This window comes from Paenibacillus sp. WLX1005, from assembly GCF_046603685.1.
GTDB lineage: Bacteria > Bacillota > Bacilli > Paenibacillales > Paenibacillaceae > Saccharibacillus.
This window is the reverse complement of sequence record NZ_CP176756.1, coordinates 1,210,060-1,223,967: the sequence shown is the minus strand read 5'-3', so window position 1 is coordinate 1,223,967 and position 13,908 is coordinate 1,210,060. Positions and strand designations below refer to the sequence as shown.

Genomic DNA, 13,908 nt, shown 5'->3' with positions numbered 1-13,908 from the left:
ATCAGCAACAGCCCTGACACATCACCATGTTCTCGTTGTTCTCGTTCCGACTCATTATTGGATATTCAGCTTTTCTTTGTTTTTCTCGTATTCTGCTTGCTGATACGCCTGCACTTTGGCGAGTCCGTATTGGTCGCGTTTGCTCAAATAATCTTGGAACAACTGGTCAAACTGACTGTCCGAGGATGCCAGTAGTAATTGTGGCAACGTTTTGCCCCATAGCTGGCTGATCTTCGTATTGATAATCCCTTCCGGTGAATTGCCCGTCGGATTGAGCTGGTCAAATTCAGAACGACTGACCGTCTTGCCCTTCGTCCAGTCTTCCATTTGCTTGAACGGCTCGACGCTCTCTGGCTTCCACTGGTCGGTAATATTCGTATCCATCTCCATCCAGTATTTATGCGAAGCTCCGTATTTGGCGTCAAAGGCGGAGCGGTCGCTATTGAGCAGCTTCAGCACTTCCGGTTTGAATACCGGCTTGTCATTGACCATATCGTAGGTCACGCCCGGTTCGCCCATATACAGATCGCGCTGTCCTTCTTCGCTAATGATATATTCCAGAAAACGGATCGCACGCGCTTTGTCTTTGACATTTTTGGAAATTAGCGTGAGTGTCCAGCCGGAGATACTCGGTCCATTCAGCACCGGCGCATCCAGCTTGGCATCCGCCGGACCGTCGACCGCGATATAGACGGAGTTCGGATCATGGGCATACAGTGCATTTTGCTGAGCGCTAAAATCGCTGCGCTGGTACAGCATCGCAAAGTAGCGTCCTTGCGAAATCTTCTCCTCCATTTGGGCACGCTTATCGATAAAGATATCTTTTGCCAGCAGCCCTTCCTGATTCGCCTGCCGCAGCGTCTTCAGCCAGCGCAAGTATTCAGGATCGGTCAGACGATCGTACAGCTTGCCATTTTGCTCCATCGGGATGTTGAGGAAATTTTGCAGATAGCCTTCCAGCGAATAATTGCCGTTCTCGGTAAATTCATGCAATCCGAGCGGAATGAGCGGCTGTCCATTCACCTGCGGATACTTTTCCTTTGCCATCTCCAGTGCTTTCAAAAAGCCTTCCGGTGTGCGCATATCCGGCTTACCTAGCGCTTCATACATATCTTTGCGCACGACAAACACCTGATTGGATACATAGTCAGCACCGTATTTGGCAAAGTCTGCCGGAGATGACGACGCATTCGGATAGCCATACACATTGCCGTCTGGCTGCGTATACCACGATAATTTCGCCGGATCGGTTACTTTGAGGAAATAGGGATCATACTGATCCGCCAGCTCGTTCAGCGGCAGCACTAATTTCCCCTCGATCATCTTCTTCACCGCATCCTCGCCCCAGCCAATCGTAATAAAGTCAGGCAGCTTGCCAGATGCAATCATCGTATTCAGCTTCTCATTCTCATTGCCCGCTGGAACGATAAAATTAATGCTTACCCCGGTCTTCTTCGTCACATATTGACTCGTAATATCCTTGCCCCAATCGGTGCCGGTATACCACGAGAAATTCATATACCAGTCAAATGTAATCGGAGCTGTATCGACTTTCCAGCCTGGTTCATCGGCTGACGCTTGCTTGACTGGCGTTGTATTCTCGCTGGCACTGTTACTGCCACCGCCAAAGTAGGAGCAGGCAGTCGTGAGCGTGAGCAATCCCGCCATTAGGGCAGCAATCGCCGGTTTGCGCCATGCAACGGTTGGACGCTTGCTGCCTGCTTGACGCTGCATCGTATGATGTCTGGTGCTGGATACGCTCGGTTCAGAATGGACGACCTTTTGCGCATCATGGGATGATTTTTGTGCAGCATCTATCGGTTTCTGTTCACTGCGAGCTACCTTTGATTCCATATGGATACATTCCCGTTTTCCATTTTCCATCATCATAACCCCTCTCGTATGTCGTTTTGTCGGTTATTCGTATAGATTGTGAGATCATCCTATTTCGTATCGCATTGCTGTTATATCCATAAGATTCGCATTGCATCACCCTTTAATTGAACCGATCATCATGCCTTTGACAAAGTACTTTTGCAGAAATGGATACACGAACACAATCGGTATCGTCGTCACGACCATCGTCGCCAGCTTGATCGACTGCGATGTAACCGAACGATTAATACCACCCGGCACCGCCGCCAGCATCTGGTTGGAGCTGGATTCCGCCACAACGCGGTACAGATACGTCTGAATCGGCTGTAGCGACGTATCATTCATATAGATCATCCCGGTAAAATAATCATTCCACTGGTACACTCCATGAAACAATCCAATCGTCGCCACCACCGGCATCGACACTGGCAATACGACCCGGAAAAAAATCGACCAATCATTCGCCCCATCGATTCGTGCCGCCTCCTCCAGCCCATCTGGAATCTCGCGGAAAAAGGTCATAAAGATAATCAGATCGAAAAAGCTGAACATCGCCGGAATGATATACACCATAAAATTGTCCAGCAACTGCAAATCCTTCATCAGCAAAAAGGTCGGAATCAATCCCCCGCTAAAAAAGAGCGTAATCGTACCGATCCAAATATACAGCTTGCCGCCAATCAGATCGCGCCTAGATAGCGCATATGCCACCATCGCCGTAAACAGCACATGAATAAACGTACCGATCACCGTCTTGGCAACCGTAATCCACATCGCCTGCATAATGCCTTCACTCTGGAATACCGCGCCAAAGCTCTCCAGACTGAACATCCGCGGCCACCAGTAGATGCCACCGCGCATCGCATCCGTGCCTTCATTAAACGCATTGACTAGCACATACCAGATTGGATATAACGTCACAAAACAAATCAGCAGCATAAAGATCGTATTGCACACATCAAATATCACTTCTCCACGCGTTCGCCGAGACGACGTTATCATGGGCAGGCTCACTCCTTTCCAATTGAATATTCAGAATAATGAAGTATTGTTTAATCGCTTGGTCACCTGATTGGCAATGAGCAACAGAATGAGTGCAATGACCGACTTAATCAGTCCAATCGCCGTTGAATACGAGAATCGCCCGGACAATAACCCTGTCTGGTACACATAAATGTCGATCACGTTGCTGGCGCTCTCGTTGAGCGAATTGCGTAGCACGAGAATCTGGTCAAAGTTGGAGTTGAGTACACCGCTGACTGCCAGAATGAACAGAATCGCAATCGTGCTCTGAATGCCCGGCAAAGTGATATACCACATTTTCTGAAACCGTCCGGCACCGTCAATCGTTGCCGCTTCGTACATCTCCGGTGATACACTCGCCATCGCCGCCAGATAGATAATCGCTGACCAGCCAAGCTCTTTCCAGATGTCTGAGATGATAACGATTGCCCAGAAATAGGTCGGCTCCGCCAAATACGAGATCGGTTGATCAATGAGATGCAGTGCCAGCAGCACTTGGTTGATCACACCGACATCCGCCAGCCATGTTGTCAGAATACCGCCCAAAATGACCCACGACAGAAAATGTGGCAGATACGAGATCGTTTGCACCGACTTTTTGAAACGAACAGAGCGTAATTCGTTCAGAAATAGCGCAAACAAAATCGGTAGCGGAAACCCGATAAACAGCTTGATCAGGCTAATTCCGAGCGTATTGCGAATCACATCTCGCAGATTCTCGTCTTCCATGAAGGCGCGAAAATGCTCCAGCCCGACCCAAGGCGCAGCTGCGATGCTGTCGACGATATTGAATTCTTTGAAGGCAATGACGATGCCGTACATCGGAATATAGTTGAATATCAGCATCCAGATTACACCAAGCAGCGCCATCGTCTGCAAATGTCGCTGTGTATACAACCGCCGAAACCAGCGCCGCACACTACCAGATGCAGAACGCACCGACTGCCGCGAATCCGACTTGCTTTTCATATCGCTTTCCATGTATTCCTCTCCCTTCTATTTATGTAAGCGATTACATCTATGTGTTTTATTATAGCTGTGGGAGTTGGATGCGGGAATGTACCAGATTTCGTGTGAGGTGTCTCATTTTTCGGGTGGGTGGTATTGGGTGCGTATATGTAATGGGTACTAATCGAGGATTGCTGAAGTAGATCATATATTTCCAGATTCAATATATGCTGAGATATATAGCATGATACAGAATGATAGTTGTATATGAGAACGAACATAATGAAACACAAACTAAGAGCCTTCAAACGCATCTATAAAATAACGTAAAAACATATTCATATATAACTTATAAACGTGTTATGATAGAGCAGTTAGGAGGTGATGCTCATGTTGCCTTTTTTGACGGCGGTGCTCCAATTTTCGGCTGCGCTCATTCATATGTATATCCTTATAACCAGCCGACCGTCAGTAAAGAAAAAGGACTCCAAGCGCTACCAACGCTCGAAGTCCCGAAAAAAGTAACAAGCATCGGAAGGACATAATGTCCTTCCCCCTAACGCCATTATAACTCATCCTACGTACATGTAAACTACTCTTTTCGCAAAAACATAACTTTTCATTCTAAAAAAACAAAAATAATAACGTAAAAACATCATGTTTTAAATAAACAAGAAAATCTTAATTACGTCTATATTTCGAATTACATTTTGTTCAGTTTTCCAGCAGTTATATTTCTTATTAGCATGTACATACTAAGACTTCTCAAACGACAGCAAAAGGAGTCCTCATTGTATGCAGGACTCCTTCTTTATACCGTTATACGGTTGTACGATTGGCGATTACTTAGATGCTAGTAATCAGTTGGTGCTTGTTCCTTTGTTTTTGTTGTAAATATCGAATGCTACTGCCAGTAGCAGTACAAGACCTTTGATACCTTGCTGCCAGTCGATGCCGAGACCGACGAGGGACATACCATTATTCAGTACACCCATAACAAGACCACCGATGATGGCTCCAAATACCGTTCCGATCCCGCCGGAAGCAGATGCGCCGCCGATAAAGCAGGCTGCAATGGCATCCAACTCAAAGTTAGTGCCCGCTCTCGGTGTAGCTGCATTCAGACGTGCGGCGAAGATCAGACCGGAAATGGCAGACAATACACCCATATTCACGAATACCCAGAACGTTACTTTTTTCGTTTTGACGCCGGATAGTGCGGCTGCTTTCTCATTACCACCGATTGCATATACGTGGCGACCCATGACGGTACGGTTCATCACGAATGAGTAGATGATGATCAGCAAGAACAGCAGTACTAGAATCGTTGGGATACCAGCATAGCTTGCCAGTACGAAAGTGAACAGGTTGATAATAGCGAGCACGAGTACCAGTTTGGTAATAAACAATCCTTGCGAACCGGTATCAAAGTTGTATTTGCGTTGCGCGGAGCGATTTTTCAGCTCGGTGACGATATACAGTACGGACAGTGCAATACCTGCGATGATTGCGACGATATTGGTCGCAGCATTGGTGAAGTCCGGTACGAAGCCAGAACTGATCTTTTGGAAGCCGTTCGGGAATGGCGAGATGGACTGCCCTTCCAGCACGATCATGGTCAGACCGCGGAACAATAGCATTCCGGCAAGGGTGACGATAAAGGCAGGAATCCGCACATACGCGACCCAAAAGCCTTGCCATGCGCCGATCAGACCACCGATAACGATCGACAGAATGACCGCCAGCACGGGGTTCATTTGCCAGTTGACCATAAAGATTGCGGAGATCGCGCCGACAAAGGCGGCAATCGAGCCGACCGACAGATCGATATGACCGGTAATGATGACGAGTACCATCCCGATGGCGAGCACGAGGATGTAGCTATTTTGCAAAATCAGGTTGGTGATGTTGATCGGTTTGAGCAGCAATCCTCCGGTGAGTACTTGGAACAGCAGCATAATGAAAATGAGAGCGATGATCATGCCGTATTGGCGAATATTTCCTTTGAAGAGACGGGACAATCCGCCTTCCTTGTCTTTTTGCTTGACTGGCTTGCTTAATGTGGACATGGGTGATGCTCCTTTCGACATGTTTGTTGGTGGTTGGCATGAGTTGTGCATCGCATGGGAGAACGCTGCGGGAAGGGATTGGGGAACGGACTTCGGTGGAGCCACGGGAATCTTTCGATTAGGTGGAAATGAAGATTCCCGTGGCTCCAAAGGCGTCCTTATCCCCAATTCCCTTCCCTCCGCTCCGTGCGTTGCAATACTCAGTGCCCTCCAAACGGGGGGGTAGCAGTTTGATTGGTTGTGAGCTTTGGTGTTGGGATTGCATCTTTGTTGATTATGAGTTCGATGAAAAGCTCATATGATTGGTTTGTGTAATCGTATTCTGTTTGAACACGGATTGGATTATAGTTGCTTTTGATGTTGAACTTTAGTGTTTGTTAGGCTTCGGTTTTGGCTTTTTCTTTGGTCATGTACATCATTAGTTTTTCTTGGGTGGCTTCGGATTTGGTGACTTCGCCGGTGATGCGGCCGGCGTTCATGACGTAAATGCGGTCGCAGATGCCTAGGATTTCTGGCAGTTCGGATGAGATGACGAGGACGCTTTTGCCTTCGTCTGCTAGACGGTTGATGATGGTGTAGATTTCGTATTTGGCGCCGACGTCGATGCCTCGGGTTGGTTCGTCGAGGATTAGGATGTCGGGACCGGAGAAGATCCATTTGCCGAGCACGACTTTTTGTTGGTTCCCGCCGCTCAGGTTGCTTGTTTTTTGTAGGATGTTCGGCGTTTTGATCTTCATTTGATCGCGCATGTCTTCGGCGACGAGGACTTCTTCGTGTTCGTTGACGACGCTGGATTTGGACAGTTTCTCCAAGCCGGTTAGGGAGATATTACGTTTGATGTCGTCGAGCAGGATCAGACCGTAGTTTTTGCGGTCTTCGGTCACGTAGGCAAAGCCGTTTTTGATCGCCTGTGTTACGTCGTTGTTACGAATTTCCTGACCGTTTTTGATTAAAGTACCGGATATGTTTTTGCCGTACGATTTGCCGAAAATGCTCATCGCCAGTTCCGTGCGGCCGGAGCCCATCAGTCCGGCGATGCCGACGATCTCGCCACGTCGTAGGTTCAGGTTTGCATTATGGATGACTTGCCGGTCGGCGTGCTGCTCATGGAATACGTTCCAGTCGCGCACTTCCAGTGTCACGTCGCCGATCTTCGGCTGACGCTCTGGATAGCGGTTGGTCAGATCGCGTCCAACCATCCCACTGATGATGCGATCCTCGGTAACGCTATCTTTTTTCATATCTAACGTCTCGATTGTTTTGCCGTCACGCAGAATGGTGACAGAATCGGCGACTTTGGAAATTTCGTTCAGTTTATGCGAAATGATGATGCAGGAAATACCCTGACTTTTGAAGCCGAGCAATAGCTCCAGCAGATTCTCGCTATCGTCCTCGTTCAATGCGGCAGTCGGCTCGTCCAAGATGAGCAGCTTGACCTTTTTGGAAAAGGCTTTGGCGATCTCGACCAGTTGCTGCTTGCCGACACCGATGTTGGTGACGAGTGTGCTTGGCGGTTCGCTCAAACCGACTTTGTTGAGCAATTCTTGCGTGCGCTGCATCGTTTCGTTCCAGTCGATGACGGCGCCCTTTTTGCGTTCGTTGCCGAGGAAAATGTTCTCGGCGATCGACAGGTATGGGATTAACGCCAGCTCTTGGTGAATAATGACGATGCCGAGTTCTTCGCTGTCCTTGATGGTTTTGAATTGACAGGTTTTGCCTTCGAACATAATATCGCCGTCATAGCTGCCGTAGCCGTATACGCCGCTGAGTACTTTCATCAGGGTCGATTTACCGGCACCGTTCTCGCCGCAGAGAGCGTGAATCTCGCCTTTGCGTACTTGGAGATTGACGTTTTCCAGCGCTTTGACACCGGGAAATGTTTTGGTGATGCCTTTCATTTCTAAGATGATGTTGTCCATAGAGTGGCACTCCTTTCAGTTGGCTTGAGGTGGTGGCGTGGTGCTGTTGTGTCAGACCGCTGCGGGAAGGGATTGGGGAACGGACTCCGGTGGAGCCGCGGGAATCTTTTGGATTAGGTGAAAATGAAGATTCCCGCCCCTCCAAAGTCGTCCTTTTCCCCAATTCCCTTCCCTCCGCTCTGTGCAAAGGCATCCATGCCGTTCTCTGCGCGGGGGCAGGGTTTAGAGATTTAAAAGATTTGAGAGATTTGAGACGCAAGATTTAATGAGCTTTATAGTCTTAGGTATTGAGTTGTGAGTTGGTGAGTTGGATTTGATGCATGGTGATGATTGGATTGTTTCGTTATTGAGTACTTGGGATGTTGCGGTTTTAAATGAGATGTTGGTTAAGTTTTGGCTGGTTATAAGATTTGATTTAATTGGTAGGTGCGTTGTCGCCGTAGACTTCTTGTTCGGTGTAGTAGTTGCTGCCGATGATTTCTTGTTTGACGTTGTCTTTGTCGACGGATACGGGGTCGAGCAGGTAGGCTGGGACGACCATGACGTTGTTGTTATAGGTTTTGGTATCGTTGACTTCGGCTTGTTTGCCTTGCAGGATGCTATCGACCATGCCGACGGTTTTTTCGGCGAGTTTGCGTGTGTCTTTGAAAATAGTCTGGGTTTGTTCGCCCGCTACGATGGATTTGATCGATGCGAGTTCGGCGTCTTGTCCGGTGATGATTGGCAGCGGTTTGTCGGCGGAGCCGTAGCCTACGCCTTTGAGGGATGAGATGATCCCGATGCTGATGCCGTCATATGGGGACAATACGGCGTCGAGTTTCTGACTGCCGTAGTAGGCGCTGAGCAGATTGTCCATCCTTGCTTGGGCGAGTGAGCCGTCCCAGCGTAAGGTGGCGATCTGTGCCATCGTAGTCTGTTTACTCTGGACGACGAGCTTGCCGGAATCGATATACGGTTGCAGGACAGACATCGCGCCGTTAAAGAAGAAGTAGGCGTTGTTATCATCCGGCGATCCACCGAACAATTCGATGTTGAACGGACCTTTGCCTTTGTCGAGTCCGAGCTTTTTCTCGATGTAGGATGCTTGCAATACGCCGACTTTGAAGTTGTCAAAGGTGGCGTAGTAGCTCAAGTACGGCGTGTTCATGATCAAGCGGTCATAGGAGATGACCTGAATGCCCTGCGCATGCGCTTTGCCGATGACGTCGGTTAATGTGTTGCCGTCGATGGCGGCGACGACGATAACGTCAACTTGCTTGGTGATCATATTCTCAATCTGGGAAATCTGGTTTTCGACGACATCTTCGGCGTACTGAAGATCGGTTTTGTAGCCTTTGGACTGGAACAGCTTGACCATATTCGATCCGTCCGCAACCCAGCGTGCCGACGATTTGGTCGGCATGGCGATGCCGATATAGCCTTTCTCACTGCTGCCCACGCTGCTTTCCGCCAGATTGCAGGCGCTGAGTGTAATCATCATGGCAGCGATCAGCAGCAGGATTAGTCCCCTTTTCATCACGAATGCTCCTTTCGTTATAGTGCTGAAATAGCACGTTTGACATTGGAATGGTTGGTTGTGCATTGTCGGGTGTATCGTAGTTGATAGGCACCCGGTAATGCTCGTTGAGATATTTTGGTAACGCTTTCTTGAAATAGGATAGCACTGAGGATGGAGTGCTGTCTTTTCGTTTATCCGACCTTTTTTATAAAAATCGGACTTACTTTTGTAAAAACGAAACGATATGTTCGTTTTGTCGTACATCGCATTCGTAAAGTCGAAGATATCCTTCGATCTGTCGAACATAACGTTTACATTCTATGTTGAGAGATATGCGCCTTTTATAATCAAAACAATATTGCTGATGTCTGAGAAAAGTCATGATGCGTATGAAATCAACCTACCTTAAGGAAGGCGATGCTATATGATCTTAAAAACAAATTACTATCAGATGCTGTCATTGCAGATGGCGCATATCCATGAGAAGATACTGTTGCAGAATGAAGAATACCGGCACATAAATGAGGAGTGCGAAGCTTGCTTTCAATCTATCGTAGAGCCGTCCCTTCATCCTCGATCTCTAGACGAGTTAACGGCAGCTTTGATTCAATATAGCGATAGGATGACGGATCTACGTTCACTTGCTGAATCGACTATGTATGAGCAAGGAATCAAGGATGGGTATGCGATACAACAGTGGCTTGTATCCACGGATGCAAAGGGAAGAAGTATGACGATGGGAGGAACTCACCATGAAGCTGGAGCGTCTAATCTCCATCATTTATAAGCTGCTCAATCATGAAGTACTATCCGCTACCGTGCTGGCGGAGGAGTTTGGTGTGTCGCCGCGGACGATTTATCGTGATATGGATGTGATCGGGGCAGCTGGGTTTCCGGTCATTTCGCATCAGGGTAGTAACGGTGGATATGGCATGATCGACGGCTATAAACTCGATAAAAGTCTGCTCGGTTCACATGATGTTGCTTCGCTGGTGACGGTGCTGCACAGTCTGTCGACGATGTTTGACGATGCGCGGGTACAGGGTACGATTGAACGGCTGCAAAGTATTGAGCCGATCCAGCAAATGCCGCGGCTGGAGATTAATTTCCAATCGTATCATACGGATACGGATGTACTGCGTTTGCTGCGTGAAGCGATAGCGGAGCATCAGGTGATTCATTTTGACTATATTAGCGCGAGCAATGAACGAACAGCGCGGAATGTGGAAGCAGTACGGATTTATTTTAAATATGGTGCGTGGTATGTGTACGGGTATTGTCGTTCTCGTCAGGATTATCGCGAATTTCGGCTATCGCGGATGCTGGATGTGGTGCTGCGGGATGAGCATTTTGCGGTTCGACCACAGGTTGTGCGTGATCCTGGTTCATACATACAGAAGCAGTCGAAGACGAATATTCCAGATCAAGCGGTACCCGAATCGCAGACGACAACAAATACTCAAACGACCGCTCCTCATTCCCTATCAAACGAAATGGTGGATGTAGTGATCCACATTCGCCAACAAGCGCTTGCGAATGGGCTGGATCAATTCCAGCATACAAAACGGCAGTTTCACGACGATGGCAGTATAACTGTTCGTCTGACCATCTGCCATCCACTGCAATCCAAGTGGCTATGCGGCACATTGTTGAGCTTTGGCAGTGCGGCGGAGGTGCTGTATCCACCGGAGCTACGCGTCCATTTGCGTCAGCAATTGCGGCAAATGTTGTCCTATTACGAACAAGATGAACGTAAGAATGACTTCTCCGTATGATCCACTCTCCTATTCGCAGCATAAAACATAACCAATTCTAATCTTTCCACGGAAGTATGACAGTCTGTTGTCATACTTCTTTTTTTATACTAGTATCAGACATCAACATTCCACCTACCAAAGGAGATCTGAACCATGAACAATATTGCCGAAAACATGCTGAGTTACCATCACTGGGCGAATCAGACAATTCTGAATCGTTTGCGGGAATTGCCTTCCGCTTTGTTACATCAGGAAACTGCCAGCTCGTACCCTACTCTTGCCGCCACGCTGACGCATCTCTATGCGGTCGATCAGATGTGGTATCTGATCGTACAAGGAACCGATATGCCGGAAGCGCTGGAACAAAGTCGTCCGTTGATGGAGCAAGGAAATGACTGGAGCTTAGAAGAATTCGACGAACGACTCAGTCAACAAGCACAGCAATACAATACATGGATCAAGCAAACCGATCTGAAACGTACGATTCAGCTTAACAATCCCTACGTAGGTGTTCGGCAAACGTCGCTGGAAGAGATTGTGCTGCATCTGGTCAATCATGGCACGTATCACCGCGGGAATATCGCTACAATGCTGCGCCAGCTTGGGCATTCTTCTGTGATGAACGATTACATTCTATTCTGGTATCAACAATCGGAAACGGTCTGAGTTCTCTTTTCCAGGCAGCCGGAGCTATTTGCCAGTCGTTTGGACACATTGCTCATACATACACGCGACAATAAGATGTATGGACAGTGGCATGATCACGGGTGGCTATTAGATTAGCTCGAACGAAGCACTTTCACTGTGAGCAGCATAGGCTGTTTGCCAATCAAATCCCTCTACGATCCATGCCGTAGAGGGATTTCCTGCATGTTCAAGGGTATGATCACGTTGCATAGTCGGGACAAAATGTGAGCACTTTCGACTTATATTCTGTGCAATTTGTCGCTAAAACTACAGTTGCCTCTATGTTGAATGTCGCATGCGCCAAGCAATTCAGCAACTTAATGGTGCGCGACTTATTTCACAAAACAATGGGTACATAGTACAAATTCAGACCAATTTCAGCAAGTCATCGTTTTCATTTTGTTAAGCCGTTTAAGTAATACATAGCAAATACGAGATAGGAGGCGGCTTCGTGTTGAATCAAATGGATCAGACCAAAACATTGATTGAGAAATGCACTCTTCTATGCCAAACGCATTTTGGTAATCATCCTCAACATATCGAATTTATGGATCACCAGTTTGGCTATTCCTTTTGGTTGGAGCAACTTGTTGATTGGACGGACAGCAGATTACCTACTAGTTCTGACACACAATACCTCTATGTACATACTCTACTACATGAATATATCTCTCCCCTACTCCAAAAAGCCATTATCAAATCAACAGGTAAAAGCATTTTCTATGTATTTATAGATTGGAAATCCGACATCAATGTAGGCTGCATGACGTTTGTATTTAGCGACTGGATCTCGACTGTCCCTCAAAAAGACTATGCAGGAAAACAACAAATCCACGATGCGATCTCAGAAATCTCGCACGAAATCGAGAACCCGCCTTCGTTCATCGAGTCCTTCTGGGTCAATGAACAGACACTCGTCGTGATCCGAGCAGGCTTCGTGATGCAGCTGGAACAAAAGCTAGTGAACAAAGGATTCTCCAAACAATTGCGAATCGCCAAAAGAGAATTGGAATTGGAACTCATTGAGAATAGCATCAACTATGACAGCATCCTTGGCAAATCATTGCATATGACGTTTCTGGACTGGAATCCGCACAAAGATATTAGTACGTTGATCCTTTTATTTCAATAATCAACAACTCCTAAACGACAAAACCCTCTATCCCAGCAACGGGCAGAGGGTTTCATTATGACTGTTCATAACATATTTACCATAGTTCCATACTCATATACCGCTCCCCATTATCCGGGGCAATACATAATACCTTCTTGCCCGCACCTAGCCGCTTCGCTTCCTGCACTGCTGTCCACACCGTCGCTGCTGAAGACGGACCAAGTAGTAGCCCTTCTGTTCTCGCCAGCTCCTTCATCATGGACAGTGCATCCTCATCCGCCACCTGTACAATCTCATCATAGATCGACGTATTCAGAATCGAAGGGACAAAGCCTGGACTGGTGCCGACGAGCTTGTGCGGACCGGGTTGACCGCCTGACAGAACGGGCGAGCCTTTCGGTTCGACGACCATAATGCGCACATATGGAAGATGATCGCGCAGCGTTTCCCCGGTTCCAGTAATCGTACCGCCTGTACCTGCGGAAGCGACAAACGTATCCAGTTGCCCTTCCATCTGCTCCAGTATCTCCAGCGCTGTCGTATGACGATGGGCATCCGCATTGGCGGGATTGTCAAACTGGCGCGGCATATAGCTGTCCGGAATCTCGGTGAGCAGCTGCTCTGCTTTGCGAATCGCACCGGGCATTTTCTCAGCGGCAGGTGTCAGCACAACCTGCGCCCCATACGCCTTCAAAATGCTGATGCGCTCCTGCGACATATTATCCGGCATGATCAAGATCGCGCCGTACCCGCGGGCAGCCGCATTCATCGCCAGCCCGATGCCGGTATTGCCGCTGGTCGGTTCGATGATGATACTGCCGGGCTTCAACTCTCCTGCCTTTTCCGCTTCGATGATTAGGTTTAGTGCAGCGCGATCTTTTACACTGCCGCTGGGGTTAAAATACTCTAACTTCACGTACACATCCGCCCATTCCGGCGAGGTGATACGGTTTAATTTTAATACCGGCGTATCGCCGACAAGTTCGCTAATATGTTGTACCACTTTGCTGGTCATGAC

The 13,908-nt window shown here is 47.9% G+C and carries 11 protein-coding genes; 4 read left to right on the top strand and 7 right to left on the bottom strand.

Going from position 1 to position 13,908, the window contains the following annotated elements:
• Nucleotides 1-54 precede the first annotated feature (54 nt).
• The 6 genes from ACE3MZ_RS05360 to chvE form a co-directional block, all read right to left on the bottom strand.
• Entirely contained in the window at nucleotides 55-1,734 is a 1,680-nt protein-coding gene (locus ACE3MZ_RS05360) for an ABC transporter substrate-binding protein (RefSeq protein WP_411346707.1), read from the bottom strand.
• Nucleotides 1,735-1,989: 255 nt separating this feature from the next.
• Complete coding sequence (locus ACE3MZ_RS05355; protein WP_411345444.1) at nucleotides 1,990-2,877, bottom strand: carbohydrate ABC transporter permease; 888 nt, start codon at nucleotides 2,875-2,877, stop codon at nucleotides 1,990-1,992.
• Nucleotides 2,878-2,907: 30 nt separating this feature from the next.
• Nucleotides 2,908-3,867, bottom strand: a complete 960-nt coding sequence (locus tag ACE3MZ_RS05350) for an ABC transporter permease (RefSeq protein ID WP_411346706.1) — start codon at nucleotides 3,865-3,867, stop codon at nucleotides 2,908-2,910.
• Nucleotides 3,868-4,706: 839 nt separating this feature from the next.
• Nucleotides 4,707-5,915 carry a multiple monosaccharide ABC transporter permease gene (gene mmsB, locus ACE3MZ_RS05345; protein WP_411345443.1) on the bottom strand — a complete coding sequence of 403 codons (1,209 nt, stop codon included), beginning with the start codon at nucleotides 5,913-5,915 and terminating at the stop codon, nucleotides 4,707-4,709.
• A 377-nt stretch (nucleotides 5,916-6,292) separates the two neighbouring features.
• Nucleotides 6,293-7,834: a multiple monosaccharide ABC transporter ATP-binding protein gene (gene mmsA, locus ACE3MZ_RS05340; RefSeq protein WP_411345442.1), complete on the bottom strand. Its 1,542-nt coding sequence runs from the start codon at nucleotides 7,832-7,834 to the stop codon at nucleotides 6,293-6,295.
• A gap of 415 nt (nucleotides 7,835-8,249) precedes the next feature.
• Nucleotides 8,250-9,350 (bottom strand): multiple monosaccharide ABC transporter substrate-binding protein, encoded by a 1,101-nt coding sequence (chvE, locus tag ACE3MZ_RS05335; RefSeq protein WP_411345441.1) that lies wholly within the window; start codon nucleotides 9,348-9,350, stop codon nucleotides 8,250-8,252.
• A 406-nt stretch (nucleotides 9,351-9,756) separates the two neighbouring features.
• On the opposite strand from chvE, the gene ACE3MZ_RS05330 reads away from it, so the two are divergent.
• The 4 genes from ACE3MZ_RS05330 to ACE3MZ_RS05315 all read left to right on the top strand — a co-directional run bounded on the left by ACE3MZ_RS05330 (nucleotide 9,757) and on the right by ACE3MZ_RS05315 (nucleotide 12,908).
• Nucleotides 9,757-10,119 (top strand): hypothetical protein, encoded by a 363-nt coding sequence (locus tag ACE3MZ_RS05330; RefSeq protein ID WP_411345440.1) that lies wholly within the window; start codon nucleotides 9,757-9,759, stop codon nucleotides 10,117-10,119.
• Nucleotides 10,085-11,107 (top strand): helix-turn-helix transcriptional regulator, encoded by a 1,023-nt coding sequence (locus ACE3MZ_RS05325; protein WP_411345439.1) that lies wholly within the window; start codon nucleotides 10,085-10,087, stop codon nucleotides 11,105-11,107. The genes ACE3MZ_RS05330 and ACE3MZ_RS05325 overlap by 35 nt, the downstream gene beginning before the upstream one ends.
• Nucleotides 11,108-11,242: 135 nt before the next feature.
• Nucleotides 11,243-11,755 carry a DinB family protein gene (locus ACE3MZ_RS05320; RefSeq protein WP_411345438.1) on the top strand — a complete coding sequence of 171 codons (513 nt, stop codon included), beginning with the start codon at nucleotides 11,243-11,245 and terminating at the stop codon, nucleotides 11,753-11,755.
• Nucleotides 11,756-12,227: 472 nt separating this feature from the next.
• A complete protein-coding gene (locus ACE3MZ_RS05315) occupies nucleotides 12,228-12,908 on the top strand; it encodes a hypothetical protein (RefSeq protein ID WP_411345437.1) in 681 nt (226 codons plus the stop codon).
• 76 nt (nucleotides 12,909-12,984) lie between these two features.
• Here the strand turns inward: ACE3MZ_RS05315 and cysK are convergent, their stop codons facing one another.
• Nucleotides 12,985-13,905, bottom strand: a complete 921-nt coding sequence (cysK, locus tag ACE3MZ_RS05310; protein WP_411345436.1) for a cysteine synthase A — start codon at nucleotides 13,903-13,905, stop codon at nucleotides 12,985-12,987.
• Between the last annotated feature and the right edge of the window lie 3 nt (nucleotides 13,906-13,908).

Excerpts from the sequence above, each read along its gene's own strand:
- ACE3MZ_RS05360 (WP_411346707.1), bottom strand. The coding sequence starts at position 1,734 with ATGCAGCGTCAAGCAGGCAGCAAGCGTCCAACCGTTGCATGGCGCAAA.
- ACE3MZ_RS05355 (WP_411345444.1), bottom strand. The coding sequence starts at position 2,877 with ATGATAACGTCGTCTCGGCGAACGCGTGGAGAAGTGATATTTGATGTG.
- ACE3MZ_RS05350 (WP_411346706.1), bottom strand. The coding sequence starts at position 3,867 with ATGAAAAGCAAGTCGGATTCGCGGCAGTCGGTGCGTTCTGCATCTGGT.
- mmsB (WP_411345443.1), bottom strand. The coding sequence starts at position 5,915 with ATGTCCACATTAAGCAAGCCAGTCAAGCAAAAAGACAAGGAAGGCGGA.
- mmsA (WP_411345442.1), bottom strand. The coding sequence starts at position 7,834 with ATGGACAACATCATCTTAGAAATGAAAGGCATCACCAAAACATTTCCC.
- chvE (WP_411345441.1), bottom strand. The coding sequence starts at position 9,350 with ATGAAAAGGGGACTAATCCTGCTGCTGATCGCTGCCATGATGATTACA.
- ACE3MZ_RS05330 (WP_411345440.1), top strand. The coding sequence starts at position 9,757 with ATGATCTTAAAAACAAATTACTATCAGATGCTGTCATTGCAGATGGCG.
- ACE3MZ_RS05325 (WP_411345439.1), top strand. The coding sequence starts at position 10,085 with ATGAAGCTGGAGCGTCTAATCTCCATCATTTATAAGCTGCTCAATCAT.
- ACE3MZ_RS05320 (WP_411345438.1), top strand. The coding sequence starts at position 11,243 with ATGAACAATATTGCCGAAAACATGCTGAGTTACCATCACTGGGCGAAT.
- cysK (WP_411345436.1), bottom strand. The coding sequence starts at position 13,905 with ATGACCAGCAAAGTGGTACAACATATTAGCGAACTTGTCGGCGATACG.